Consider the following 26,704-nt stretch of genomic DNA (forward strand, 5'->3'; position numbering starts at 1 on the left):
CAGGTCTTTCACATGATGTTCGGGAATCACCCGGGAGAGTAGCCGCTTGCTCGAACCCGCAGCCAGGTCTCGCCACAACTGTGGCGGGATCCGGCCGTCAACAGGCGCCAAATGCCACGATAGTTGACATGGCTCCGCCCGGGGCACGAGGATCAAGGAGCCGCGTGAAGGCCGCATAGGCAAGAGGGGTGACCTCCCGATGGCGTACCAGGCAGGAGGGCAGCGGTCGCAGCCGCGGCCCGTCCCCGAGAGTCTCGAGGCTCAGGCGTATCTCCAGGACTACGCCGCACTCCTCGACGCGCTCGCGTTCCCCTCGGTCGTGTTCGACCACCGCTGGGACGTCGTCCTGTCGAACGCCGCGTTCACGTCACTTTTCCAGGACATCGGCCCCCACCCGACCGCCATGCCGGGCGACAATTTCCTCCGCTTCGTCCTCTTCCACCCCGACGCGGGCCGGGTCCTCGGCGAACACGAGTCGAGCTGGGCCCTGCCGATGCTGGCCCACTTCGCGGCCGCCGTGGAGCGCCACGGCCAGGATCACGGACTCCAGTCGATACGCCGGGACATCGCCCAGGACCCGATCATGGACGCCGCCTACCGACAGGGCCTGCCGCACTGGATCAGAGCCGTCGGCGAGGACGCGGTCGAACACGACGGCGCGGTACGCCCCGTACTCCACCCCGACCCCCGCTGGGGCCGCACGGACTGCCGCGTGATCCGCGAGACCCCCAAGGCCCTGGAGAACATGGGCTACACCCGCATGACCCTGGTCCTGCGCGAACCCCGCCCCACGGCCGCCCCCAGCCGCCTGCGCACCAGACCGGGCACCCCGCACCTGCGCATCGTCTGAGCCGCCGCCCGCGCTCCGCGCGGACGAGGGCTTTGGCCGCGGAGTCCACGACGGTCGGCCCCGACCCACCACGGTCCCCGGCGTACCACGGACAACCGTCAGCCGGCGCACCCACGGACGCCCGGCACCCGCATGACCAGCACCAACGGCACCCCGTCGCAAGGACAGAACCGCATCCCCCCACGATCCACGGTCCGCGCCCCGGCCAGCAGCCCCCCGAAGTCCGGCCCCTTGGTCAGCGACCCGGCCAGATGCCCCGGATCGGCGGACGCCGCGACCCGCCCACGCGCGTTCACCAGATGCGCCGCCCCCGGCAGCCGTTGCAGCAACGGCAGCACGGCCCCTTCGAAGTGCCGCAGATACACATCGGCGGCGGCGACCCCCACGAACCGCCCCGCCACCCGCACCGGAGCCGACAACGTCAGGCTGTACTCGTCGGAGCAGAGGTAGTCCACATAGGGCCCGGCCACCGCCCGCTGCCCACTGTCGCGCGGCAGCGCGAACCAGTCCCAGTGCGTGTAGTCGGAGTAGGCGGAATGCGCCGGATCCAGATCGAGCAGCAGCGGCCGCAGATCACCCCCGGCGTCCGTCTGCCACCACTCCAGCCAGGCCGGTACGTCCCCGAGCAGCCCCGGAGCCGCGACGAACCCGAGTCCGGACACCAACTCCTGCCGAGTGAGCCGCAGATGGAGCCCGGGCCGCAGCCCCGCCAGATCCGCGGTCACCGGAACACGCCCCCGCACCGCCACCCGCTCCAGCAGCGCGGCCGTATCGGCGGCCGTCTCGGCGACCGCGCCGAACACGGCCTCGATCGCGGACCGGACCCGCGCGGCGACGACGGCCTCGGGCGCCTCGGATGTCGCGGTCACGGTGCCGACGGAGCCGGGATTCTGGCGCAAGGACTGGCCTCCAGCACGACGGGAACCGAATACGGCGCCGCTGCCGGGCCGACGCTCCGGCCGGGCCGGTGGGCAGGCCGGACGTGTCCCTACAGGGCAAGACGGCGAGCGACAAGCCGCGCCGTCGACTGCTGCACGCACTGCTCGGCCAGCTCCCTGGCCCTCTCGTGCGCCCCATCCTGCACCGCCGAGATTACGGAGCGGTGTCGCTGGGCGACTTCTTCACGATATTCGTCGTCCCCGAGCACGAGACACAACAGAGCGCCCACTTCCGTCTGGAGGGCGATCTGCTCGCGGGTGAGCCGGGCGGACTGCGCGGCGGCGGCCAGCTCCACGTAGAAGCGGCCGTAGACCCGGCTGCGCCCGGCCGCGTCCTCGGCCTCCGCCAGCTCGTCCAGGGTGCGCCGCAACTGCTGGAGATCGTCGGGCTCGGTGCGCTGGGCGGCCAGCCGGGCGGCGGCGCCGGACACCGCGGCCCAGTGGTCGCCGAGGTCCCGCAGCTCCTCGGTGCTCCAGCCGGCCAGCCGTGCCCGCAGCCGCTCCTCGCCCGGCACGTCCGGGACGGAGACGAAGCTGCCGCCGCCGCGCCCCCTGCGGGTGGTGACGAGCCCCTGCTGCCGCAACGCCATGAGCGCCTCGCGCAGGGTCACGGTGGACACCCCGAGGCGGCCCGCCAGCTCGCTCTCACCGGGCAGTTGCTCGCCCTCCGCGAGCAGCCCGAGCTCTATGGCGTCGCCGATCCTGCGCACGACCGTCTCGACCCGGGCGACGTTGGCCACCGGGGTGAAGACGGCACCGCGGGCACCCAGACCGCTCCGGGCGAGGTCCCCCCGGACAACGCCGTCCCGGGCGAGGCCGCCCCGGGCGCCACCGCTCCTGCCGTCCCTGCGCTGCTGTTCCACCGGCACCACCTTGTGCGTTGACTCAAGCTTTACCTTAAGGGGGCCTTGAGCTTTGAACTATAACTTCATATCTTTTCGATCTGCGCCCGGCCGTCCCCATCTCCCGGGCGCGGTCAGCGAGTTCATGCACCAGAAAGGTTCCGGACCATGGTCATGGAGGCAACCGCGATCAGGCTGCGGGACCTGCGGAAGTCGTTCGGCGAGACGACCGCCGTGGCCGGCGTCGATCTCGACGTACGCGACGGGGAGTTCTTCTCGATGCTCGGCCCGTCCGGCTCGGGCAAGACCACCGTCCTGCGGCTGATCGCCGGTTTCGAGACTCCCACCGAGGGCCGGATCGAGCTGGCCGGACAGGAGGTGACGGGTCTCGCCCCCTTCGAGCGGGACGTGCACACCGTCTTCCAGGACTACGCGCTGTTCCCGCACATGACGGTGGAGCAGAACGTGGCGTACGGCCTCAAGGTCCGCAAGGTGGCGAAGGCGGAGCGGCTGGTACGGGCCCGCAAGGCGCTGGCCGACGTACGCCTCGAAGGGTTCGGCAAGCGGCGCCCCGACCGGCTCTCCGGCGGCCAGCGCCAGCGCGTGGCCCTCGCCCGCGCGCTCGTCGGCCGCCCCGGGGTCCTGCTGCTCGACGAACCGCTGGGCGCGCTCGACCTCAAGCTGCGGGAGCAGATGCAGGTCGAACTCAAGGCGATCCAGCGGGAGGTCGGCATCACCTTCGTGTTCGTCACGCACGACCAGGAGGAGGCCCTGACGATGAGCGACCGCATCGCCGTCTTCAACCAGGGCCGCATCGAACAGGTCGGCACCCCGGCGGAGATCTACGAACGCCCGGCCACCCCGTTCGTCGCGGGCTTCGTCGGTACGTCCAACCTGCTGGCGGGGGAGGCGGCGCGTCGCGTCGTCGGTGCTGCGGGGACGTACAGCATCAGGCCGGAGAAGATCCGGATCCTGCTCCAGAAGCCCGAAACCCGAACCACGACCGAAACCCGAACCACGACCGAAGCCCGAACCACGACCGGAACCGGACCCACGACCGAGACCAGAACCGAGCCTGACCAGCAACAGCACATGACAGCAGCCGGCACCGTCGCGGAAGCCGTCTACCTGGGCGACACCACCCGCTTCCTGGTCGACCTGGACGCAGGCGGCCGCCTCACCGCACTCCAGCAGAACCTGGAGACGTCCTCCGAAGACATCGCCGCACTGCGCGGCGCCCCGGTCACCCTCCAGTGGCACCGCCGCCACGCCTTCCGCGTACCGGAAACGGGCTGACCCCCGCTGACCCCTGCGCGCTCACGCCAGACCCGATCCAGACCCGATCCAGACCCCTCACGCCCCTCACGTAGGGAGAACGTCGTGCGCCTCAACCGAACCCTCCTGGCCGCCGCCGCGGTCACGGCCCTGATGACGGCCACCGCCTGCGGATCCTCCGACTCGGGCGGCTCCTCGGCCACCGGCTTCACCCCGCCCGACCTCGAACAGCAGTCGAAGCAGGGCAAGGCCGAGGGGCAGGTCAACCTCATCGCCTGGGCCGGTTACGTGGAGGACGGCTCGAACGACCCGAAGGTGGACTGGGTCAGCGACTTCGAGAAGCAGACGGGCTGTCAGGTCAACTCGAAGGTCGCGGCCAGCTCCGACGAGATGGTCAAGCTGATGAAGACCGGCCAGTACGACGCCGTCTCCGCGTCCGGCGACGCCTCCCTGCGCCTGATCGCCTCCGGCGACGCCGCGCCCGTCAACACGGACCTCGTACCGAACTACAAGGACGTCTTCAGCGGCCTGAAGAAGCAGCCCTGGAACTCCGTCGACGGCCAGTCGTACGGCATCCCGCACGGCCGCGGCGCCAACCTCCTCATGTACAACACCAAGCAGGTCACGCCCGCCCCCACTTCCTGGTCCGCGGTCTTCGACGACGCGGGCGCCCACCAGGGCAAGGTCACGGCGTACGACTCCCCGATCTACATCGCGGACGCGGCGCTGTACCTGAAGGAGACGAAGCCCGGGCTGAAGATCGAGGATCCCTACGCGCTGGACCAGAAGCAGTTCGACGCGGCGGTCGATCTGCTGAAGAAGCAGAACGCGAACATCGGCGAGTACTGGGGCGACTACCTCAAGGAGGTCTCCGCGTTCAAGAGCGGTGACTCCGTGGTCGGCACCACCTGGCAGGTCATCGCCAACCTCGCCGAGGCCGAGGGCGCGCCCGTCAAGGCGTTCCTGCCCGACGAGGGCGCCACCGGCTGGTCCGACACCTGGATGCTCGCGACGAAGGCCAAGCATCCGAACTGCGCCTACAAGTGGCTCGACTGGATCATCTCGCCGAAGGTCAACGCGCAGGTGGCCGAGTACTTCGGGGAGGCGCCCGCCAACGCGAAGGCGTGCCAGGAGACCAGCGAGGCGACCTTCTGCGACACCTATCACGCGGACGACGAGAGCTACTGGAAGCGCGTCGCGTTCTGGAACACGCCCATCGAGCAGTGCCTCGACGGCCGCGAGGACGTGAAGTGCGTGCCGTACGCGAAGTGGGTGCAGGCGTGGACCGAGATCAAGGGGTGACCGCACGCCCATGACCACGCGAGTCCCCCCACGGCCCACCGCCGGACGCACCCCCGTCCGGCGGCTGGCCGGAACCCTGCACCGGCGCCCCCGCCTGCGCCTGACCCTGCTGCTGACCGCCCCGCTGCTGTGGCTGGCCGTGCTCTACCTCGGCTCGCTGGCCGTCCTCTTCGTCTCCGCGTTCTGGACGACGAACTCCTTCACCTCCGAGGTGGTGCAGGTCTGGTCGACGGACAACTTCCGCGAGCTGTTCACGACGCCCGTCTTCCGGCAGGTGATCCTGCGCAGCGTCGGCGTGGCCCTCGCCGTCACCGTGCTGTGCGCCGTGATCGCCTTCCCGCTCGCCTTCTGGACCGCGCGCATCGCGAGGCCGAAGTGGCGCCCGCTGCTCGTCGTCGCGATCCTCACCCCGCTGTGGGCCAGCTATCTCGTCAAGGTGTACGCGTGGCGGCTGATCCTCTCCGAAGGGGGGCTCGCCGACTGGATGCTGGCCCCGTTCGGCGCGGCGGGACCGGGTTACGGGCTGACCGCGACGGTCGTCGCGCTGACATACCTCTGGCTGCCTTACATGATCCTGCCGATCCACACGGCGCTGGAGCAGTTGCCCGACAGCCTGCTCGACGCGTCGGCCGACCTCGGCGCGCGGGCCGGGCGGACCTTCCGCTCGGTCGTGCTGCCGATGGTGCTGCCGTCCGTCGCGGCGGGCTCGGTGTTCACGTTCTCGCTGAGCCTCGGCGACTACATCACCGTGCAGATCGTCGGCGGCAAGACCCAGCTCATCGGCAATGTCGTGTACTCGAACATCGAGCTGAACCTGCCCATGGCCGCGGCGCTCGGCACCGTTCCCGTCGCGGTCATCGTCGTGTACCTGCTGGCCGTGCGGCGTACGGGCGCGCTCAGCAGCCTTTGACGTCACAACCGGTGCACCGACGCCGGCCCCGAGGAGGCACCGTGCAACTCACCCGTCCCGCGCGGATCGCGCTGCGCGCCGCCGCCGCGCTCGGCTTCGCCGTCATCTACCTCCCGCTCGCGCTCGTCCTGGTCAACTCGCTCAACCCGGACCGCAGCGCGAGCTGGCCGCCGCCCGGGCTGACCGTGCACTGGTGGTCGGTCGCGTGGGAGAACGAGGGCGCCCGCGCGGCGCTGTGGGTGTCGGTCAAGGCGGGGCTCGGTGCCACGGCCGTCGCCCTGGTCCTCGGCACGCTGATCGCGTTCGCCGTGGCCCGGCACCGGTTCTTCGGCCGGGACACGATCTCGTTCGTGGTCGTGCTGCCGATCGCCCTGCCGGGCATCGTCACGGGCATCGCGCTCAACTCGGCGTTCGGTACGGTGCTGGAGCCGCTCGGCGTCGGGCTCGGCATGTTCACCGTGGTCGTCGGCCACGCCACGTTCTGCATCGTCGTCGTCTTCAACAACGTGGTCGCGCGGCTGCGGCGGACGTCCGGGTCGTACGAGGAGGCCGCGATGGATCTCGGCGCGGACACCTTCCGGGCCTTCGCCGACGTCACCTTCCCGCTGGTCCGCTCGGCGCTGTTCGCGGGCGGGCTGCTCGCCTTCGCGCTGTCCTTCGACGAGATCGTGGTGACCACGTTCACGGCGGGGCCCGGGGTGCGGACGCTGCCGATCTGGATCTTCGAGAACATGACCCGGCCGCGGCAGGCGCCCGTCGTGAACGTCGTGGCGGCCGTCCTTGTTCTGCTCTCCGTGCTGCCGATTTACGTGGCACAACGGTTGTCCGCCGATACCGCTGGGGGGAGCCGGGTGTGACGCGTGCGGAGTGCCTGTCCGGCCGGCGGGGGTGACCGTGCGCCGTCCGGCCGGCGGGGGTGGGCGCGTGCGCCGTCCGGCCGTGGGGGTCGGGGCCGCGCCGGTACATCCGCCCGTCGATTGCGTGGTCGCCCAGCTCGCTTACTGGGCTCCCGTATCGGTACGACCACGCCCTCGACGGGCATGTGATGTACCGGCACGGCCCCTTCCGTGCGATGGCGGCTGCGGGAGCCGGGAGCCGGGAGCCGGGGGCCGGGGGCGGAGGGGCGGGTGGATTTCGTGGGTCGCTGTTTACGCAAACTGCTTGCATATCTTGCGCTATTCTTGCGGGCATGACGCGACGACTTGCTCAGGTGGCCAAGAAGGTCGGGGTCAGCGAGGCCACGGTCAGCCGGGTGCTCAACGGTAAGCCCGGGGTCTCCGAGGCCACCCGGCAGGCGGTGCTCTCCGCCCTCGACGTCCTCGGCTACGAGCGTCCCACGCAGCTGCGCGGTGAGCGTGCCCGGCTGGTGGGCCTCGTGCTGCCCGAGCTGCGGAACCCGATCTTCCCGGCGTTCGGCGAGGTGATCGGCGGTGCGCTCGCCCAGCTCGGTCTGACCCCGGTGCTGTGCACGCAGACCAAGGGCGGTGTCTCCGAGGCGGACTACGTGGACCTGCTGTTGCAGCAGCAGGTCTCCGGCGTGGTCTTCGCCGGCGGGCTGTACGCCCAGGCGGACGCGGAGCACGACCACTACCGGCGGCTCGCCGACCGCAAGATCCCGGTGGTCCTGGTCAACGCCTCCATCGAGGATCTGGGTTTCCCCGGTGTCTCCTGCGACGACGCCGTGGCGATGGAGCGGGCCTGGCGCCATCTGTCCTCGCTCGGTCACGAGCGGATCGGGCTGGTGCTCGGGCCCGCCGATCACGTGCCGTCGAAGCGCAAGCTCGCCGCGGCCCGTGCCTTCGGCGCCGAGTTGCCCGAGGAGCGCGTGGCCCGCGCCATGTTCTCCCTGGAGGACGGGCAGGCGGCCACGGCCAGGCTGCTGGACCGCGGGGTCACCGGCATCATCTGCGCCAGCGACCCGCTCGCCCTGGGCGCCGTCCGTGCCGCGCGCCGCAGGGGGCTCGGGGTGCCCGCCGACGTATCGGTGGTCGGTTACGACGACTCCGCGTTCATGAACTGCACCGAGCCCCCGCTCACCACGGTCCGGCAGCCCATCGAGGCCATGGGCCGGGCCGCCGTCGAGCTGCTGAACGTCCAGATCGGCGGCAACCCCGTGCCGGCGGAGGAGCTGCTCTTCGAGCCGGAGCTGGTCGTTCGGGGGTCGACCGCGCAGGCGCCGCGCAACTGAGGGGGGTAGGGGCGGGTTGAGGTTCGCCGAAGAGGTGAGTGAGTCGGTCGCCACTAAGATCCAGCTGGCTGTCGAATAATTACAGATTACGCGCGACATCTTGCGGTCGTGCGTCTCCCGGTGCTTGAGTGTGCGGCGCCAGCACGGCCGCACACCGCCCGGTGTGCCGCCGTGGGCCTTCCATGTGCCTGCCCAAAAGGGGTCCACCGATGAGAAGCACCGGGTTCCGTCGCACCTGTACCGCGCTCGTGGCCTCGGCCCTCACGCTCTCCGCCGTGAGTGCCTGCGGTTCCGACGACGACGAAGCCGCGGGGGGCAAGACCCGCATCACCGTCAACTGCATGCCGCCCAAGAGCGCCAAGGTCGACCGCGGCTTCTTCGAGGAGGACGTCGCCGCCTTCGAGAAGCAGAACCCGGGCATCGACGTCGTGCCGCACGACGCGTTCCCCTGCCAGGACCCCAAGACCTTCGACGCCAAGCTCGCCGGCGGCCAGATGGAGGACGTGTTCTACACGTACTTCACCGACGCCCGGCACGTCGTGGACATCAACCAGGCCGCCGACCTCACGCCGTACCTCAAGGAACTCAAGAGCTACGACACCATCCAGAAGCAGCTGCGGGACATCTACACGGTCGACGGCAAGGTCTACGGGATTCCGCGCACCGGTTATTCCATGGGGCTCATCTACAACAAGGCGCTCTTCGAGAAGGCCGGGCTCGATCCCGACAAGCCCCCGGCCACCTGGGACGAGGTGCGCGCCGATGCCAAGAAGATCGCCGCGCTCGGTGGTGGCACCGTCGGATACGCCGACTACAGCGCCCAGAACCAGGGCGGCTGGCACTTCACCGCCGAGATGTACTCGCAGGGCGGCGATGTCGTCAGCGCCGACGGCAAGAAGGCCACCGTCGACACCCCCGAGGGCAAGGCCGTGCTCCAGAACCTCAAGGACATGCGCTGGGCCGACGACTCCATGGGCAGCAAGCAGCTGCTCATCATCAACGACGCCCAGCAGATGATGGGGTCGGGCAAGCTCGGCATGTATCTCGCCGCGCCCGACAACATTCCGATCCTCGTGAAGGAGAAGGGCGGCACTTACAAGGATCTGGCGCTGGCTCCTATGCCCGGCGGCGAGGGGACGCTCATCGGGGGCGACGGCTATATGTTCAGCAAGAAGGCCACTCCGGAGCAGATCCGGGCCGGGCTCAAGTGGCTCGACTTCATGTTCCTGACGCCCGGGGACGGGTTCCTCGGTGACTACGCCCGCGCAAAGAAGAACGACGCGCCCGTGGGCCTGCCCGAGCCGCGCCTGTTCACCGGCGCCGCCGACGAGAAGGACCAGCAGGTCAAGAAGGCCAACGCCAATGTGCCGGTGGAGAACTACCAGCCCTTCCTGGACGGCAACCAGAGCCTTGAGATGAAGATCGAGCCGCCGCAGGCCCAGCAGATCTACTCCGTCCTCGACGGCGCCGTCTCCGCCGTCCTCACCAAGAAGGACGCCGACATCGACCAGCTGCTGAAGGACGCCTCCGGCAAGATCGACTCCATTCTGGCCAGGGGCTGACACCGCCCATGAAGACCGCAGCAGACACGGTGACACCCCCTCCGGTGGTCGTCGGGCCGCCGGAGGCGGTGCCGCCGGCCGGGCGCCGGTCCGGCAGCCCCTGGCGGCGGCGGCTCGCCGAGCAGGGCCGCGCCTACGCCTTCCTCGCCGGTGGCCTGCTCTGTTTCGCGCTGTTCTCCTGGTATCCGGCGATCGGCGCGGTCGTGATCGCCTTCCAGAAGTACACGCCCGGATCCGACCCGGAGTGGGTGGGCACCGACAACTTCACCCGCGTCTTCGACGACCCGGAATTCGGAGCCGCCTGGCGCAACACGTTCACCTTCACCGCCCTCGCCCTGCTCATCGGGTTCGCCGTGCCTTTCGTCATGGCGCTGGTGCTGAACGAGCTCCGGCACGCTCGGGCGTTCTTCCGTGTCGTTGTGTATCTGCCGGTGATGATTCCGCCTGTGGTCAGTGCCCTGCTGTGGAAGTGGTTCTACGATCCGGGGGCCGGACTCGCCAACGAGGCACTGCGCTTCGCGCACCTGCCCACCTCCAACTGGTCCAACGGCGCCGACACCGCGCTCATCTCCCTGGTGATTGTTGCCACTTGGGCCAACATGGGCGGCACCGTCCTGATCTACCTGGCCGCCCTCCAGGGGATACCGGGCGAGCTGTACGAGGCCGCCGAACTCGACGGTGCCAATCTGCTCCAGCGGATCCGGCATGTGACGATTCCGCAGACACGGTTCATCGTTCTGATGCTCATGCTGCTTCAGATCATCGCCACCATGCAGATCTTCACCGAGCCGTTCGTCATCACCGGCGGCGGTCCGGAGAACTCCACCGTCACCGTCCTCTACCTCATCTACAAGTACGCCTTCCTCTACAACGACTTCGGCGGCGCCTGCGCCCTCAGTGTCATGTTGTTGGTGCTGCTCAGCGCCTTTTCGGCGGTCTATCTGCGGCTTACCCGTTCCGAAGGCGAGGACTGAGGGCCCATGAGCACGCGTACTCTCGTTTCCCCGCTCACGCTGGCCCGCCCCCGCGGCAAGGCCGTGTACTGGGCCGTCTTCACCGGCGTGGTGCTGCTTTTCGTCCTCGCCTTTCTCTTTCCCGTCTACTGGATGGTCACCGGTGCCATGAAGTCGCCGGACGAGGTGGCACGGACGCCTCCTACGTTCGTGCCCGAGCGGTGGGGCTTCAATGGTTACCGCGATGCCTGGGAGCAGATGGACCTGCCCACCCATCTGTGGAACACGGTGGTACAGGCGTCCGGCGCCTGGCTGCTCCAGCTCGTGTTCTGCACCGCCGCCGCGTACGCCCTGTCCAAGCTGAAGCCGGCCTTCGGCAAGGTGATCCTCGGCGGCATCCTGGCCACCCTGATGGTCCCGGTGCAGGCCCTGGTCGTACCGAAGTACCTGACCGTCGCCGATCTGCCGCTCATCCACACCAGTCTGCTCAACGACCCGCTGGGTATCTGGCTGCCCGCTGTCGCCAATGCCTTCAATCTGTACTTGCTCAAGCGGTTCTTCGACCGGATTCCGCGTGACGTCCTGGAGGCCGCCGAGATCGACGGTTCCGGGAAGCTGCGCACCCTCTGGTCGATCGTGCTGCCCATGTCCCGGCCCGTTCTCGGCGTCGTGTCGATCTTCGCGCTCGTCGCCGTCTGGCAGGACTTCCTCTGGCCTTTGATGGTCTTCTCCGACACCGACCAACAGCCGATCAGCGTGGCCCTCGTCCAGCTTTCGCAGAACATTCCGCTGACCGTGCTCCTCGGCTCCATGGTGATCGCCAGCATCCCCATGGTCGTCATGTTCCTGGTGTTCCAGCGGCACATCATCGCCGGCATCGGCGCGGGCAGCACCAAGGGCTGACGTCGACCTCTTCCCGTACTTCTTCTGAAAGGTAGGCACCGTGGGACAGCCCTCTGCCCGCACGCACGACGACTGGTGGCGCTCCGCCGCCATCTACCAGGTGTACGTGCGCAGCTTCGCGGACGGCGACGGCGACGGCACCGGCGACCTCGCGGGCGTCCGCGCCCGGCTCCCGTACCTCGCCGAACTCGGCGTGGACGCCCTCTGGTTCACCCCCTGGTATCTGTCGCCGCTGGCCGACGGCGGTTACGACGTCGCCGACTACCGCGTCATCGACCCGGCCTTCGGCACCCTCGCCGAGGCCGAGAAGCTGATCGCCGAGGCGCGCGAGCTGGGCATCAGGACCATCGTCGACATCGTGCCCAACCATGTGTCCGACCAGCACCCGTGGTTCCGGGCCGCGGTGGCGGCCGGGCCCGGCAGTCCGGAGCGGGAGCTGTTCCACTTCAGGGCGGGGCGCGGCGAGAACGGGGAGCTGCCGCCCAACGACTGGCCCTCGCAGTTCGCCGGCTCCACCGAACCCGTCTGGACCCGGCTGCCCGACGGCGAGTGGTACCTGCACCTGTTCACCCCCGAACAGCCCGACCTCAACTGGGCGCACCCGGCCGTGCGGCAGGAGCACGAGGACGTCCTGCGGTTCTGGTTCGAGCGGGGGGTGGCCGGGGTGCGGATCGATTCCGCCGCGCTGCTCGCCAAGGACCCCGCGCTGCCGGACTTCACCGAGGGCCGCGGCCCCAGCCCGTTCGTCGACCGCGATGAACTGCACGACATCTACCGCGCCTGGCGCGCGGTCGCCGACGAATACGACGCGATCTTCGTCGGCGAGGTCTGGCTGCCCGACAGCGAGCGCTTCGCCCGCTATCTGCGCCCCGACGAACTGCACACCGCCTTCAACTTCTCCTTCCTGGCCTGCCCCTGGGACGCGGAACGGCTGCGCACCTCGATCGACGAGACCCTCGCCGAGCACGCCCCGGTCGGCGCCCCCGCCACCTGGGTGCTGTGCAACCACGACGTGACCCGCACGGTCACCCGCTACGGCCGCGCCGACACCGGGTTCGACTTCACCGCCAAGGAGTTCGGCACCCCGACCGACCTCGAGCTCGGCACCCGCCGCGCCCGCTCGGCGGCCCTGCTCTCCCTGGCCCTGCCCGGCGCCGTCTACGTCTATCAGGGAGAGGAGCTGGGGCTGCCCGAGGCGGACATTCCGCGCGAGAGCATTCAGGATCCGATGCACTTCCGGTCCGGCGGGACCGATCCGGGGCGCGACGGCTGCCGGGTACCGCTGCCCTGGGAGGCGGGGGCCCCGTACGCCGGGTTCGGCGGTGAGCCGTGGCTGCCGCAGCCCGCCGGCTGGGCCGCGTACGCCGCCGACCGGCAGGGGGAGGACCCCGCCTCGATGCTCAGCCTCTACCGGGCCGCCCTGCGCCTTCGGCGCTCCGCGGCCGGGTTCGGCGACGGGCCGCTGACCTGGCTGCCCGCGCCCGAGGGTGTCCTCGCCTTCGACCGCACCGACGGACTGCGGTGCGTGGTCAACCTCTCCGGCACCCCGGCCGAGCTCCCCGCGCACACCTCCGTACTGCTCACCAGCGGCCCGCTCGACGCGGAGGGCCGCCTTCCCCAGGACACGGCGGCCTGGCTGCGCGCCTGAGAGTCCCTGTACGGACTCCGGCCGCGGCCCGGTCGCCGGCTCCGCTCCGCTGTCCCGGCACTCCCACTCGACCCCACGCGAAAGGGACCAGCAATGTCCAGAACCGCAAGACACCTGCCCGTCGCCGCGACCGCCGCGGCCGTCACCCTCGCCGCCGGGCTGCTCGGCACCACGGCCGGTACGGCGCGGGCCGCCGCCGCGGCGGCCGGTGCCGAACTGCCCTTCACCTCCGTCGAGGCGGAGTCCGCCACCACCACGGGCACGAAGGTCGGGCCCGACTACACGCAGGGCACGCTCGCCTCCGAGGCGTCCGGGCGTCAGGCCGTCCGGCTCACCTCGGGGCAGCGCGTCGAGTTCACCGTGCCCCGCGCCGCCAACGCGGTGAACGTCGCCTACAGCGTCCCTGACGGACAGTCGGGCACTCTCGACGTGTACGTCAACGGCACCAAGCTCGCCAGGACCCTGACCGTCACCTCCAAGTACTCCTACGTCGACACGTCCTGGATCGCCGGGGCCAGGACGCATCACTTCTTCGACAACGCCCGGCTGTTGCTCGGGCAGAACGTGCAGGCCGGTGACAAGGTCGCCGTCCAGGCCACCGGCACTCAAGTCACCGTCGACGTAGCCGACTTCGAGCAGGTGACCGGTGCCGCCGCCAAGCCCGCCGGTTCCGTGTCCGTCACCGACAAGGGCGCCGACCCCAGCGGCCAGGGCGACTCCACGCAGGCGTTCCGCGACGCCGTCTCCGCGGCCCAGGGCGGCACCGTGTGGATACCGGCGGGGGAGTACCGGATCACGTCCTCCCTCAGCGGCGTGCAGAACGTGACTCTTCAGGGTGCGGGCAGCTGGTACTCCGTCGTGCGCGGCTCCCGCTTCATCGACCAGAGCAGTTCGTCCGGCGGCGTCCACCTCAAGGACTTCGCCGTCATCGGCGAGGTCACCGAACGGGTCGACTCCAACCCGGACAATTTCGTCAACGGCTCGCTCGGGCCGAACAGTTCGGTCTCCGGGATGTGGATCCAGCACCTCAAGGTCGGGCTCTGGCTGACCGGGAACAACGACAACCTCGTGGTGGAGAACAACCGGATCCTCGACACCACCGCCGACGGCCTCAACCTCAACGGCAACGCCCGCGGCGTCAGGGTCCGGGGCAACTTCCTGCGCAACAACGGCGACGACGCCCTCGCCATGTGGTCGCTCTACGCGGCCGACACCAACAGCAGTTTCGAGAACAACACCATCACCCAGCCGAACCTCGCCAACGGCATCGCGATCTACGGCGGCACCGACATCTCGGTCAAGAACAACCTGGTTGCCGACACCAACGCGCTCGGCAGCGGCATCGCCATCTCCAACCAGAAGTTCCTCGACCCGTTCTCGCCGCTCGCCGGGACCATCACCGTCTCCGGCAACACCCTCGTGCGCACCGGCGCCATGAACCCCAACTGGAACCATCCGATGGGCGCGCTGCGCGTCGACTCCTACGACAGCGCCATCGAGGCGACGGTCAACCTGACCGACAACACGTTCACGGACAGCCCGTACAGCGCCTTCGAGTTCGTCTCCGGCGGCGGCCGCGGCTACGCGGTCAAGAACGTCACCGTGAACGGTGCCACCGTCGACAAGGCCGGTACGGTCGTCGTGCAGGCCGAGGCCCAGGGCGCCGCGAAGTTCAGCAACGTCAAGGCCGGCGGCGTCGGCTCGGCCGGCGTCTACAACTGCCCCTACCCGACCGGTTCCGGCACCTTCGCGCTCACCGACGGCGGCGGCAACTCCGGCTGGGACAGCACCTGGTCGGACTGCTCCAGCTGGCCGCAGCCCGGCGCGGGCAACCCGGACCCCGACCCCGGCCGCAACCTCGCCCAGGGCCGCCCCGCCACCGCCACCGGCTCCCAGGACGTCTACACCCCGGGCAAGGCCGTCGACGGTGACGCCAACTCGTACTGGGAGTCCGCGAACAACGCGTTCCCGCAGGCGCTGACGGTCGACCTCGGCTCCACCCAGGCGGTACGCCGCCTCGTACTGAAGCTGCCCCCGGCCACCGCCTGGGGAGCCCGCACTCAGACCCTCTCCGTGCAGGGCAGCACGGACGGCTCCTCCTACTCCACCGTCGTGGCCTCGAAGGACTACCGCTTCGACCCGGCCACCGGGAACACCGTCACCGTGGCCCTGCCCAGCGGCACCAGCCTGCGCCACCTGCGGCTCAACGTCACCGCCAACACCGGCTGGCCCGCCGCCCAGTTCAGCGAGGTGGAGGCGTATCCGACTCCTTGACGGGCCCACCCGTCCCGCGCTTCGCCGCCTGGATCTGCTCGTACACATGGGTGCGCAGTTCGGCGAAGCGCGGGGCGACGCGGGTGTGGAGCTGGTCGCGGTCGGACGGGAGGTCGACCTCGAGCTGCTCCTGCACGACCGTGGGGGAGGCCGACAGGACGAGGACGCGCTCGCCGAGGTAGACGGCCTCGTCGATGTCGTGGGTGACGAACAGGATGGTCATCCCGCGCTCCCGCCACAGCCGGCGCACCAGGTCCTCCAGATCGGCGCGGGTCTGGGCGTCCACCGCCGCGAACGGCTCGTCCATCAGCAGCACCTCCGGCTCGTACGCGAGCGCGCGGGCGATGGCCACCCGCTGCTGCATTCCGCCGGACAGCTGCCACGGGTACGCGCCCGCGGCGTCCGCGAGGCCCACCGAGGCCAGCGAGTCGGCGACCAGCTCCCGGCGCCGCGCGGTGCTCAGCCGCTTCTGTTTCAGCGGCAGTTCGACGTTCTCGCCGACCCGCATCCACGGGAACAGGCTGCGCCCGTACTCCTGGAAGACGAACGCCATCCCCGGGGGCGGCCCGGCGACCCGGTCGCCGCCGAGCAGGACCTCGCCGCCGGTCGGCGCGAGCAGCCCCCCGACGCACTTCAGCAGGGTCGTCTTGCCGCAGCCCGAGGGCCCGACGAGACAGACCAGTTCGCCGGTGTCCACGGTGAAGGTCAGGTCGCGGACCGCCTCCACCCGGCGGCCGGACCCTTCGTAGACCTTGCGCAGGCCGCGGACGTCCAGGAGCGCGTGCATCGATGAGGTGCCCTTTCGCGAGTTCACTCAAGACCGCCGGGAGGATGCGCGCAGACCGTGGTACCAGCCGAGGACCCGCCGCTCGACCAGCTGGAAGACGGCCGACAGCAGGAAGCCGAGCAGCCCCAGGACGAGGATCCCGGTCCACATGTCGGGGATCGCGAAGCCGCGCTGGAACTGGACGATGGTGAATCCGATCCCGTTGCTGGCCGCGAACATCTCGCTGATCACCATGAGGATGATCCCGATCGACAGGGCCTGCCGCAGCCCCGCGAAGATCTGCGGGCTCGCCGAGCGCAGCACCAGGTGCCGCAGCCGGGCGGCGCCCGTCACCCCGTACGAGCGGGCCGTCTCCGCCATCACCGGGTCGACCGCGCGCACGCCCTCGACGGTGTTCAGCAGGATCGGCCAGACGCAGCCGCTCGCGATCACGGCGATCTTCATCGTGTCGCCGATGCCCGCGAACAGCATGATGACCGGCACCAGCACCGGCGGCGGCACCGCCCGCAGGAACTCCAGGACCGGTTCGCACACCGCCCGCACCGTGCGGTGCAGGCCGATGACCGTGCCGAGCGCGACGCCGATCAGCGCGGCGCTCGCGTAACCGGCCGCCAGCCTGAGCACGCTCGGCAGCACGTCCTCCCGCAGCCGCTCGCCCGTCCACACGTCCGGGAAGGTCCGCAGGATGGTGCGCAGCGGCGGCCAGTACACATCGGTGCTGCCCGACGACGCGAACCACCAGCCGGTGACGAGCAGCACCGGCAGCGCGACGAGCAGCAGCAGCCGCAGCAGGAGACGCTTCACACCGCCACCTCCCCGCGCACCGAGTGGTGCCAGGCCAGCGCCCGCCGCTCCACCGTCCGGGCCCCCACGTTGATCAGCAGCCCGAGCAGCCCGGTGACCACGACGAGCGCGTACATCTCCGGCACCGCCTGCGAGGTCTGCGCCACCGCGATTCGCGCGCCGAGCCCCGGCGCCCCGATCACCAGCTCCGCGGTCACGGCCAGGATCAGTGCGACGGCCGCGGCCAGCCGGACCCCGGTCATGACGTACGGCAGCGCGGTCGGCCACAGCACGTGCCGCACCCGCGCCCAGGTGCCCAGACCGTAGGAGCGGGCCGTCTCCTCCGCGACCGGGTCGACGTCCCGCACCCCGTACAGCACCTGGATCAGCACCTGCCAGAACGAGGCGTACACCACGAGCAGCAGTACCGACCTGAGTTCCGTGCCGTACAGCAGCACGGCGAGCGGGATCAGCGCGACCGACGGGATCGGGCGCAGGAACTCGACCGTCGAGGCCGTCGCCTCCCGCAGGTACGGCACCACCGAGACGACCACCCCGATGACGACGCCCGCCGACACCGCGATCGCCAGGCCCAGCGCCCAGCCGGTCAGGGTGTCGCCGAGCGCCGTCCAGAACGCCCCGTCGGCGATCTCGCCGCCGAGCGCCCCGGCGATGCGGTCGGCCGGCGGGAAGTACTTCTCATCGACCAGACCGAGCCGCGGCACCGCCTCCGCGAGCACGAGGAAACCCGCGAACCCGGACGCGCCCAGCACGGCGTGACGTACGTTCACGGAAGCAGCTTGTCCAGGTCGGGCGCGGACTCGATCAGGCCGTCCTCTTCGCTCAGCTTCGCGAGCTGCTCGATCGAGGCGCGGTCCGGCTCGGCCGGCCACTTCGGCAGGGTCACCTTCTCCAGGGTCGCCGCCGGGATCTTGGTGTACGTGGTGACGATCTCGCGGGCCTCGTCCGGGTGCGCGCTCGCGTACGCCAGGGACTCGGCCGTGGCCTCCTGGAACTTCTTCACCACGTCCGGGTTCTTCTGCGCGTACTGCGTCGAGGCGAAGTACATCGACACGGTGAGGTCCGGCGCGACGTCGACGAACGACGAGGCGATCTCGGTGCCGCCCTGCGCCTTGATGGCGGCGAGCGCCGGTTCCACCGGCATGGCCGCGTCGATCTGCCCGCTGTCGAGGGCCGCGGGCATCTGGTCGAAGGCCAGTTCGACGAAGTTCACCTTGTCCGGATCGCCGCCGTCCTTGCGCACCGACTGGCGGACCGAGGTCTCGATGATGTTCTTCAGCGTGTTGACGGCGACCTTCTTGCCCTCCAGCTCCTTCGGCGACTTGACGGAGCTGCCCTTGCCGACCACGAGGGCGCCGAAGTCCTTGCCCTCCTCGCCCGTCGAGGCGACGGCGTTCACCACGGCCTTCACCGGCACGTTGTGGGACTGGGCGATGAACAGCGAGGTCATGTTGGACAGTCCGAACTGGAACTGGCCGCTGGTGACCCCCGGCACGATCGCCGCGCCGCCCTGCGCGTTGGTGATCGACAGCTTCAGACCGCGTTTGCTGTAGAAGCCCTTCTTCTGCCCCAGGTAGACCGGTGCGACGTCGACGATGGGGATGAGCCCGAGCTTGACGGTGGTGGTGCCGCCGGACGCCTCGCCGGACCCGTCGGAGGAGTCCGACGAACCACAGGCCGACGCGGCGACCAGGACAGTGACGGTCGCTAGACCGATGAGCAGACGACGCATGGTCCCCCCTGATCACGGTGCGGACAGGTTGTGCGCAGACAGCACACATGTGCTCGGCGCGAACGTAGAGCGTGGCCGGTTATGGGTCAATGCCCTTGCTGCGCACGGTCGTTGACAGTTGCCAAAGCGTGCTCATAGCGTGCGCCCTGCGCACCACTGTGCGTCCCCAGGGAGGCGACGATGCCTGCTGCTGCCCGCGAATCGCATTTCGTCCGGTCCTTCGAGCGCGGCCTCGCCGTGATCCGCGCGTTCGACGCCGACCATCCGGAACTCACCCTCAGCGAGGTGGCCCGAGCCTGCGACCTGACCCGGGCGGCGGCCCGCCGCTTCCTGCTCACCCTCGCCGACCTGGGGTACGTGCACACCGACGGCCGCATGTTCCGGCTCACCCCGCGCATCCTGGAGCTCGGATACGCCTATCTGTCGGGCCTCACGCTGCCCGAGCTGGCCGAGCCGTTCCTCGAGCAACTGGCCGCGCAGGTGGGGGAGTCGTCCTCGCTGTGCGTCCTCGACGGCGACGACGTCGTGTACCTGGCACGGGTCCCGACCCGCCGCATCATGACCGCGGCCATCACCGTCGGCACCCGCTTCCCGGCGCACGTCACCTCCGTGGGCCGGGTGATCCTCGCGCATCTGCCGGACGCCGAGATCGACGCCCGGGTGGCCCGCACCGAGCTGCGCCCGCTGACCTCGCGCACGCTGGTCTCGCCCGACCTGTTCAAGGCCGAGCTGCGGCGGATCAGGCGCCAGGGGTACGCGATCGTCGACCAGGAACTGGAGGAGGGGCTGCGCTCGGTCGCGGCCCCGGTGCGCGACCGGGAGGGCGAGGTGGTGGCGGCCGTGAACATCCCGGTGCCCGCGAGCCGCGTCTCCGTGGAGTCCGTCCGCCGCGACCTGCTGCCCCATCTGCTGGCGACGGTGGCCCGCCTGGAGGCGGACCTGCACGTCACAGGTCGAGCACGAGCCGCTTCCCCCGGCACCGGGACACGCAGATGAGCATCGTCTCGCCGGCCGCCCGCTCCGCGTCGGTCAGCACCGAGTCACGGTGGTCCGGCACACCCTCCAGGACGTCCGTCTCGCAGGTCCCGCACGTGCCCTCGGTGCAGGAGTACAGCACCTCGGTGCCCGCGGCCCGCACCGCGTCGAGGACGGAGACACCGGCCGGGACGGTCACCGTGCGCCCGCTGCGGGCCAGTACGGCGTCGAAGGCGCCGTCCTGCCGCTCCTCCGCTTCCCGGGGCCGGAAGCGCTCCAGACGCAGCCGCCCGGCCGGGCACCGCTCCTCCACCGCGCTCAGCAGCGGCTCGGGACCGCAGCAGTAGACCAGCGTGTCGTCGGGCAGGCCGGTGAGGACGGAGCCGAGGTCGAGCAGCCCGGTCTCGTCCTGCGGGGCGAACGTCACCCGGTCCCCGTAGCGGCTCAGCTCCCCGGTGAACGCCATGGAGGCCCGGGTGCGCCCGCCGTACAGCAGGGTCCAGTCGGCGCCCGCACCCTCCGCCGCGGTGATCATCGGCAGGATCGGGGTGATGCCGATGCCGCCCGCGACGAAGCGGTAGCGCGGGGCGGCGGCCAGCGGGAAGTGGTTGCGCGGCCCGCGCACGCGGAGCGTGTCGCCCGTGCCCACCCGGTCGTGCACCCGGGCGGAGCCCCCGCGTCCGGCCGGCTCGCGCAGCACCGCGATCCGCCAGCCGCTCCGGTCCGCCGGATCGCCGCACAGCGAGTACTGCCGCTCGACACCGGGCCCGAGCAGCACGTCGATGTGGGCGCCGGGCTCCCAGCCGGGCAACTCGTCGCCGAGCGGATGCCGGAGGACCAGGGCGAGCACTCCGTCGCTGACGAACTCGCGCTCGGCCACGATCAACTCGGTTTCGTACGCGGTCATGATCCCAGTCCTGGTGAGGTGGAGGTGTGGCCCTGGGGATGGGCGAGCATCCACTCCCACATCAGCACCGGGTCCTGGTCGGTGTGCTCGGCGCCGCAGTGGCAGGTGCCGTGCAGCAGATCGGTGCCCGGCAGCCAGTCGACGCGGTAGATCTCGCCGCCCAGGGAGGGGCGTGGCGTGCTCACTGAACCCGCTCCACGGGCTTGTCGCCCTCCTCGGCCAGCCGGGACAGGATGCGGCGGGCCGCGAGACCGCCGGTGTCGATGTTGATGCTCAGCTCCTGGTATCCGGTCCGCTCGGTGCCGAGCGCCCGCTGGAGCAGGTTGAGCGCGTCGACGTCCTGCATCACGACGGTGTGGTTGAACTCCCGCAGGAACTCGGTGACTTCACCGTCCTCGCGGGCGAAGTCGCGGGAGACCGCCCAGAAGTCGTACACGTGCCCGTCGCCGGACGGTGTGATCGCGTACGTGATCTCCACGTGGAACGCGTGCGGATCGCTGCCGTCCGCCTCGGGCAGCACCCCGGTCGGGGCGATCCTGCTGTGCAGCAGATACAGGCACGGGGCGTGGTACTCGATGTCCTGCCAGCGGGTGATCCGGCCCTCGATGCCGGTGGAGCGGGCGTAGAACGGCGGGCACGCGGCGTCGTCCATGTGCCGGCTGACCCGTACGATGCCGGCGCCCTCGTCGACCTCGGTGGTGATCGGCGTCTCGGCGACCTCGGGCGTACCGATGTAGCCGCCGTGCAGATAGGTCTCGTGGGAGAGGTCGAGGAGGTTGTCGACGAGGAGGCCGTAGTCGGCGTCGATGGGCTCCATGCCGCGCACGGTGACCCACTCCGGGTCGGCCAGGTGCGTGGCCCGCGGAATGGTCAGCGGGTCGGCGAGCGCGGGGTCCCCGATCCAGACCCAGACCAGTGAGTCCTGCTCTGCCACGGGGTACGCGGCGACGCGTGCCGTCCGCGGAATCCGTTTCTGCCCCGGCACGTACACGCAGGTGCCCGTGGTGTCGTACGTGAAGCCGTGGTACCCGCACACGATCCGGTCGCCGTCGAGCCGGGACTCGGAGAGAGGGAAGCGGCGGTGCACACACCGGTCGGCCAGTGCCACGGCCGTACCGTCCTCCTCGGTGCGGTAGAGCACGAGCGGCTCGCCCAGCACCGTCCGCCCGAGCAGCTCACGCCCGACCTCGTGCGTATAGGCGGCGACGTACCACTGGTTCCTGGCGAAGGCGGTCATGTGCGGCATCGTTGCGGCTCCCGTCCCGTTCGGCGGGACGACGGTGCCCCGCGTGCCGTGGCTGGACCCAGGGTCGTGACGCCCGCACCGGCCCGGCAAGGCGGCTTCCGCCAGACGGAAGGCTCTCGGGTCAGCGCCGCAGCTCCCCGTGGGCGGTTTCCGGCAGACGGAGGTAGACGGTCGAGGAGATCAGGCAGAGGAGGGCCACGTAGCAGGGGAACAGGAGGGAGTGGCCCAGGTCCTCGAAGAGGGTGCCCACGTACGGGGCCGTGCCGCCGAAGAGGGCGACCGTGAGGGAGTACGGGAAGCCGATGCCCGCCGCGCGGACCCGGGGCGGGAAGACCTCCGCGTTGACCGCGGCGGAGATCGAGGTGAAGCCGGTCAGCAGGACCATGCCGGCGCACTGGACGAGGAGCAGTACGGCGAAGGAGTCGTCGAGGGCGTGCAGCAGCTCCACGCTCAGCAGGGCGAAGCCGAGGCCGAAGAAGAGGAGCGGGGGGCGGCGTCCGAGGCGGTCGGAGAGCAGGCCGCCGAGCGGCTGGAGGAGTCCGAAGAAGGCCAGGGAGAGGGTGCCCGCCAGGAGTGCGTCCGACTTCTCGATGCCGCCGTGCAGTTCCGCGTACGTCGGCAGGTACGAGGTCCAGGTGTAGTAGGCGAGGGTGCCGCCCGCGGTGATGCCGCAGATGAGGAGGGACTCGCGCGGGTGGTCGCGCAGCGCGTCGAGCAGACCCGGGCGCGGCCCGCGCCGCTGCTCGGCGCTGCGGGTCTCCTGGGCGCCCCGCCGGATCCACAGGCCGACGAGACTGAACACGGCGCCGAGCACGAACGGCACCCGCCAGCCCCAGCCGTTCATCTGCCCGTCGGTGAGGGTGGCGACGAGCAGCGCGGCGATCCCGGACGCGATCAGCTGTCCGGCGGTGGTGGAGACGTACTGGAAGCTGGAGAACAGGCCGCGTCTGCCGGGCCGGGCCGACTCGACGAGGAAAGTGGTGGAGGCCGCGAACTCGCCGCCGACGGAGAGCCCTTGGAGCAGCCGGGCGAGGACCAGGACGACGGGGGCGAGCACGCCGACGGCGGCGTAGGTGGGGGTGAGGCCGACCAGCAGGCTGCTGCCGCCCATCAGCAGGATGGTCGCGGTCAGCGCGGTGCGGCGGCCGTGCCGGTCGGCGATCGTGCCCATCAGCAGTCCGCCGACCGGCCGCATGAAGAAGCCCACCGCGAAGACGGCGAAGGTGGAAAGCAGCGGCACCAGGGAGCTGCCGGACCCCTTGGGGAAGATCTCGCCGGCGATGTAGGTGGCGAGGAAGGTGTACGCGTACCAGTCGTACCACTCCACGGCGTTGCCCACGGAGGCGGCGAGGAGCTGGCGCACGGGGCGCCGGGTGGGGGTGAGGGCGCTCTCGGTCTTGGCCATGATCGCGAATCTGCCCTGGTCCGGGAGGCCGCACACCCCCGTCTCACCTGGTGGCCGGCCGCGGTGGTGCCCGCCCCGTTGGCCTCGCGTACCGCCGGGTTTCACATGGATGCCACGGGACCCTTCCCTGTCGTTCGGTGCTCTTGGAACACTCCTTGCGCGCATGTCTCCGCACCATCCGGCCGCCCCGTCGGCCCCGTCAGGACAGAGGTCACCCAGTCATGCCCCAAGTGAACCGGCGGCGTTTCCTGCAACTCGCGGGCGGCACCGCGGCCGCGACCGCGCTGTCCGACAGCATCGCCCGGGCCGCCTCGATCCCGGCGGGCCACCGCAGCGGCACCATCGACGACATCGAGCACATCGTCGTCCTGATGCAGGAGAACCGTTCGTTCGACCACTACTTCGGCTCGCTGCGGGGCGTCCGCGGCTTCGGCGACCCCGTCCCGGCCACGACCTCGGGCGACAAGCCGGTCTGGTACCAGTCGGACGGCACCAAGGACGTGCTGCCCTTCCGCCCCGAGGCCGACGACCTGGGCCTGGCGTTCATCCAGGACCTCCCGCACGGCTGGAGCGACGGGCACACCGCCTTCAACAACGGCAAGTACGACAAGTGGGTGCCCGCGAAGTCGGCGACGACGATGGCCTACCTCACCCGCGAGGACATACCGTTCCACTACGCGCTCGCCGACTCCTTCACCATCTGCGACGCCTACCACTGCTCGTTCATCGGCTCCACCGACCCCAACCGCTACTACCTGTGGTCGGGGTACACGGGCAACGACGGGGTCGGCGGCGGCCCGGTCCTCGGCAACGACGAGAAGGGGTACAGCTGGACCACGTACCCCGAGCGCCTGGAGAAGGCCGGCGTCTCCTGGAAGATCTACCAGGACATCGGCGACGGCCTGGACGCCGAGGGCGGCTGGGGCTGGATCAACGACGCCTACCGCGGCAACTACGGCGACAACTCGCTGCTGTACTTCAACCAGTACCGCAGTGCCGAGCCCGGCGACCCGCTCTACGACAAGGCCCGCACCGGCACGAACGCGGCCGCCGGTGACGGCCTCTTCGATCAGCTCAAGGCCGACGTCGTGGGCGGCAAGCTGCCGAAGATCTCCTGGATCGCCGCTCCCGAGGCCTTCACCGAGCACCCCAACTGGCCCGCGAACTACGGCGCCTGGTACATATCCCAGGTCCTGAACGCGCTCACCGCCGACCCGGAGGTGTGGGCGAAGACGGCCCTGTTCATCACCTACGACGAGAACGACGGGTTCTTCGACCACCTGGTGCCGCCGTTCCCGCCGGACTCCGCCGCGCGCGGCAAGTCCACCGTCGACGTCGGCCCGGACGTCTTCAAGGGCGACGCGAGCCACGCCGCGGGCGCCTACGGGCTCGGCCAGCGGGTGCCCATGATCGTGGTCTCGCCCTGGAGCCGGGGCGGCTACGTCTGCTCCGAGACGTTCGACCACACCTCGATCATCCGCTTCATGGAGCGCCGCTTCGGCGTGCACGAGCCGAACATCTCGCCCTGGCGGCGGGCCGTCTGCGGCGACCTCACCTCGGCGTTCGACTTCTCCCACCGCAACGCGGGCCCCGTCTCGCTGCCGGACACCGACGGCTACGAACCGGCCGACAACGAGCGTCACCCCGACTACGTGCCGACCCCGCCCGCCGACCCCGAGCTGCCCGTGCAGGAGCGCGGTACGCGCCCGGCGCGCCCGCTCAAGTACGCGCCCCTGGTGGACGGCGCCGCCGACACCAAGTCCGGCACCTTCACGCTGACGTTCGCCTCAGGCGCCAAGGCCGGTGCCGCCTTCCTCGTCACCTCCGGCAACCGCACCGACGGCCCCTGGACGTACACCACCGAGGCGGGCAGGACCGTGTCGGACACCTGGAACTCCACGTATTCGAACGGAAGTTACGACCTCACCGTGCACGGGCCGAACGGGTTCCTGCGCACCTTCCGCGGCCCGAACGCCACGGCCGGGCCCGAGGTCACCGCCCGGCACACCGGCGACGACGTGCAGCTCACCTTCACCAACCACGGCGCCCGCACGGTGGGTCTGAAGCTCACCAGCGGCTACGGCGGACAGCCGAAGTCGTTCCGGGTGCGGCCCGGCGCGACCGTCCGGCACACGGTGGCGCTGCGGTCCGCCAAGCGCTGGTACGACCTGCGGGTGGAGTCCGACGCGGACGACACGTTCCTGCGCCGGTTCGCCGGACATGTCGAGAACGGCCGGGCGGGCGTCAGCGACCCGGCGATCGTGACCGGCTGAGACGGGTTGAAACCCGTGATTCACGTGCGACTGATTACATTCAGGCGGGCTCAAGGTAGTGTGCCCCGGTGACCACGCAATCGAACACTCCTGCTGGCTGGTACCCGGACCCGCACGGTGCGGCCCAGACGCAGCGCTACTGGGACGGCACCCAGTGGACAGAGCACACCAACGGCCCGCAGGGCGCACCTCAGCAAGTACCGCAGCAGCCCGCCGCCGCGCCCGACGCGCGTGTGCAGCGTCAGGTGCAGCAGCAGGCCGGGGTCACGGGCGGTGCCGCCGGCGGCGGCTCCCTGTTCACCGAGCCGGTCCTGGTGGTGAACCAGAAGGCCAAACTGATCGAGGTGACCAATGAGTACAAGGTCATGGATCAGAACGGCAACCAGCTCGGCTCGGTCGTCCAGGTCGGCCAGAACTTCTTCAAGAAGGTTCTGCGGTTCGTCTCCAGCCTCGACCAGTTCATGACCCACAAGCTGGAGATCCGCGACGCCTACGGGCAGCCGCAGCTTCTGCTGACGCGCCCCGCGAAGATCTTCAAGTCGCGGGTGGTCGTGGAGCGTCCCGACGGCCAGCCGGTCGGCGAGATCGTGCAGCAGAACATGATCGGCAAGATCAACTTCGCGATGAACGTGAACGGCCAGCAGGTCGGCGCGATCAAGGCGGAGAACTGGCGGGCCTGGAACTTCGCCATCGTCGACCACGCGGACAACGAGGTCGCCCGGATCACCAAGACCTGGGAAGGTCTGGCGAAGACCATGTTCACCACGGCGGACAACTACGTCCTCCAGATCCACTACCAGCTCCCCGAGCCGCTGCTGAGCCTGGTCGTGGCGACCGCCCTGACGGTCGACACGGCGCTCAAGCAGGACTCCCGCGGGCTGGGCTGAGCCCCAAGGACGATCGACGGCGGCGGCCGGAACCCCTCGGTTC

Annotated in this window: 24 protein-coding genes; 14 read left to right on the plus strand and 10 right to left on the minus strand. The window is 70.2% G+C overall.

Translation table 11 applies throughout. The features are described 5' to 3' along the window. Positions 1–199: 199 nt before the first annotated feature. Complete coding sequence (locus ACFV6E_RS35260; RefSeq protein WP_385467276.1) at positions 200–850, plus strand: hypothetical protein; 651 nt, start codon at positions 200–202, stop codon at positions 848–850. Between the two features lie 98 nt (positions 851–948). Here the strand turns inward: ACFV6E_RS35260 and ACFV6E_RS35265 are convergent, their stop codons facing one another. Together ACFV6E_RS35265 and ACFV6E_RS35270 are read right to left on the minus strand one after the other, a co-directional pair. Further along, entirely contained in the window at positions 949–1,719 is a 771-nt protein-coding gene (locus ACFV6E_RS35265; protein ID WP_385467279.1) for a cache domain-containing protein, read from the minus strand. A gap of 119 nt (positions 1,720–1,838) precedes the next feature. Then, positions 1,839–2,558, minus strand: coding sequence for a FadR/GntR family transcriptional regulator (locus ACFV6E_RS35270; protein ID WP_385165514.1), 720 nt, complete (start codon positions 2,556–2,558; stop codon positions 1,839–1,841). A gap of 246 nt (positions 2,559–2,804) precedes the next feature. Here ACFV6E_RS35270 and ACFV6E_RS35275 point away from each other — a divergent pair, with 246 nt between their 5' ends. The 10 genes from ACFV6E_RS35275 to ACFV6E_RS35320 all read left to right on the plus strand — a co-directional run bounded on the left by ACFV6E_RS35275 (position 2,805) and on the right by ACFV6E_RS35320 (position 15,645). Further along, the gene (locus ACFV6E_RS35275) at positions 2,805–3,926 is read left to right on the plus strand and encodes an ABC transporter ATP-binding protein (protein WP_385467309.1); all 1,122 of its coding nucleotides are present in this window, start codon (positions 2,805–2,807) and stop codon (positions 3,924–3,926) included. An 84-nt stretch (positions 3,927–4,010) separates the two neighbouring features. Continuing rightward, the gene (locus ACFV6E_RS35280) at positions 4,011–5,207 is read left to right on the plus strand and encodes an ABC transporter substrate-binding protein (RefSeq protein ID WP_385165444.1); all 1,197 of its coding nucleotides are present in this window, start codon (positions 4,011–4,013) and stop codon (positions 5,205–5,207) included. A 10-nt stretch (positions 5,208–5,217) separates the two neighbouring features. Next, positions 5,218–6,117 carry an ABC transporter permease gene (locus ACFV6E_RS35285; protein ID WP_385467282.1) on the plus strand — a complete coding sequence of 300 codons (900 nt, stop codon included), beginning with the start codon at positions 5,218–5,220 and terminating at the stop codon, positions 6,115–6,117. A 41-nt stretch (positions 6,118–6,158) separates the two neighbouring features. Beyond that, entirely contained in the window at positions 6,159–6,974 is an 816-nt protein-coding gene (locus ACFV6E_RS35290) for an ABC transporter permease (protein WP_385467284.1), read from the plus strand. 332 nt (positions 6,975–7,306) lie between these two features. After that, on the plus strand, positions 7,307–8,305 hold the full coding sequence (locus tag ACFV6E_RS35295; protein ID WP_385467286.1) for a LacI family DNA-binding transcriptional regulator: 999 nt from the start codon (positions 7,307–7,309) through the stop codon (positions 8,303–8,305). Positions 8,306–8,514: 209 nt separating this feature from the next. Beyond that, positions 8,515–9,867 (plus strand): ABC transporter substrate-binding protein, encoded by a 1,353-nt coding sequence (locus ACFV6E_RS35300; protein WP_385165435.1) that lies wholly within the window; start codon positions 8,515–8,517, stop codon positions 9,865–9,867. An 8-nt stretch (positions 9,868–9,875) separates the two neighbouring features. After that, positions 9,876–10,841 carry a carbohydrate ABC transporter permease gene (locus ACFV6E_RS35305; protein WP_385467288.1) on the plus strand — a complete coding sequence of 322 codons (966 nt, stop codon included), beginning with the start codon at positions 9,876–9,878 and terminating at the stop codon, positions 10,839–10,841. A gap of 6 nt (positions 10,842–10,847) precedes the next feature. Further along, positions 10,848–11,723 (plus strand): carbohydrate ABC transporter permease, encoded by an 876-nt coding sequence (locus ACFV6E_RS35310; protein ID WP_385165430.1) that lies wholly within the window; start codon positions 10,848–10,850, stop codon positions 11,721–11,723. Between the two features lie 40 nt (positions 11,724–11,763). Then, positions 11,764–13,371 carry a glycoside hydrolase family 13 protein gene (locus ACFV6E_RS35315; RefSeq protein WP_385467291.1) on the plus strand — a complete coding sequence of 536 codons (1,608 nt, stop codon included), beginning with the start codon at positions 11,764–11,766 and terminating at the stop codon, positions 13,369–13,371. A 93-nt stretch (positions 13,372–13,464) separates the two neighbouring features. Continuing rightward, positions 13,465–15,645, plus strand: coding sequence for a discoidin domain-containing protein (locus ACFV6E_RS35320; RefSeq protein WP_385467294.1), 2,181 nt, complete (start codon positions 13,465–13,467; stop codon positions 15,643–15,645). Here ACFV6E_RS35320 and ACFV6E_RS35325 read toward each other — a convergent pair. Genes ACFV6E_RS35325 through ACFV6E_RS35340 form a run of 4 tightly spaced genes read right to left on the minus strand, consistent with a single transcriptional unit; the run spans position 15,614 to position 18,968 of the window. Then, positions 15,614–16,432, minus strand: coding sequence for an ABC transporter ATP-binding protein (locus ACFV6E_RS35325; protein ID WP_385467297.1), 819 nt, complete (start codon positions 16,430–16,432; stop codon positions 15,614–15,616). The two genes, ACFV6E_RS35320 and ACFV6E_RS35325, sit on opposite strands and share 32 nt — an antisense overlap. Before the next feature lie 27 nt (positions 16,433–16,459). Further along, positions 16,460–17,236 (minus strand): ABC transporter permease, encoded by a 777-nt coding sequence (locus ACFV6E_RS35330; RefSeq protein WP_385165420.1) that lies wholly within the window; start codon positions 17,234–17,236, stop codon positions 16,460–16,462. Then, positions 17,233–18,006: an ABC transporter permease gene (locus ACFV6E_RS35335; RefSeq protein WP_385165417.1), complete on the minus strand. Its 774-nt coding sequence runs from the start codon at positions 18,004–18,006 to the stop codon at positions 17,233–17,235. The genes ACFV6E_RS35330 and ACFV6E_RS35335 overlap by 4 nt, the downstream gene beginning before the upstream one ends. Continuing rightward, on the minus strand, positions 18,003–18,968 hold the full coding sequence (locus ACFV6E_RS35340) for an ABC transporter substrate-binding protein (protein WP_385165415.1): 966 nt from the start codon (positions 18,966–18,968) through the stop codon (positions 18,003–18,005). Before ACFV6E_RS35340 ends, ACFV6E_RS35335 begins: the two co-directional genes overlap by 4 nt. A 180-nt stretch (positions 18,969–19,148) precedes the next feature. On the opposite strand from ACFV6E_RS35340, the gene ACFV6E_RS35345 reads away from it, so the two are divergent. Further along, the gene (locus ACFV6E_RS35345) at positions 19,149–19,964 is read left to right on the plus strand and encodes an IclR family transcriptional regulator C-terminal domain-containing protein (RefSeq protein WP_385165412.1); all 816 of its coding nucleotides are present in this window, start codon (positions 19,149–19,151) and stop codon (positions 19,962–19,964) included. Here the strand turns inward: ACFV6E_RS35345 and ACFV6E_RS35350 are convergent. The 4 genes from ACFV6E_RS35350 to ACFV6E_RS35365 form a co-directional block, all read right to left on the minus strand. After that, positions 19,915–20,850: a PDR/VanB family oxidoreductase gene (locus tag ACFV6E_RS35350; protein ID WP_385165409.1), complete on the minus strand. Its 936-nt coding sequence runs from the start codon at positions 20,848–20,850 to the stop codon at positions 19,915–19,917. The two genes, ACFV6E_RS35345 and ACFV6E_RS35350, sit on opposite strands and share 50 nt — an antisense overlap. After that, the gene (locus tag ACFV6E_RS35355) at positions 20,847–21,035 is read right to left on the minus strand and encodes a hypothetical protein (protein WP_385165407.1); all 189 of its coding nucleotides are present in this window, start codon (positions 21,033–21,035) and stop codon (positions 20,847–20,849) included. The genes ACFV6E_RS35350 and ACFV6E_RS35355 overlap by 4 nt, the downstream gene beginning before the upstream one ends. Further along, positions 21,032–22,096 carry a Rieske 2Fe-2S domain-containing protein gene (locus ACFV6E_RS35360; protein ID WP_385165405.1) on the minus strand — a complete coding sequence of 355 codons (1,065 nt, stop codon included), beginning with the start codon at positions 22,094–22,096 and terminating at the stop codon, positions 21,032–21,034. Before ACFV6E_RS35360 ends, ACFV6E_RS35355 begins: the two co-directional genes overlap by 4 nt. A gap of 121 nt (positions 22,097–22,217) precedes the next feature. Beyond that, positions 22,218–23,501 (minus strand): MFS transporter, encoded by a 1,284-nt coding sequence (locus ACFV6E_RS35365; protein ID WP_385467300.1) that lies wholly within the window; start codon positions 23,499–23,501, stop codon positions 22,218–22,220. A 221-nt stretch (positions 23,502–23,722) separates the two neighbouring features. Between ACFV6E_RS35365 and ACFV6E_RS35370 the strand changes: the two genes are divergently transcribed. Then, complete coding sequence (locus ACFV6E_RS35370; RefSeq protein WP_385467303.1) at positions 23,723–25,774, plus strand: phosphocholine-specific phospholipase C; 2,052 nt, start codon at positions 23,723–23,725, stop codon at positions 25,772–25,774. 68 nt (positions 25,775–25,842) lie between these two features. Beyond that, complete coding sequence (locus ACFV6E_RS35375; protein ID WP_385165399.1) at positions 25,843–26,661, plus strand: phospholipid scramblase-related protein; 819 nt, start codon at positions 25,843–25,845, stop codon at positions 26,659–26,661. The last annotated feature ends 43 nt before the right edge of the window (positions 26,662–26,704 follow it).

Source organism: Streptomyces sp. NPDC059785 (genome assembly GCF_042732375.1).
Taxonomy (GTDB): Bacteria; Actinomycetota; Actinomycetes; order Streptomycetales; family Streptomycetaceae; genus Streptomyces.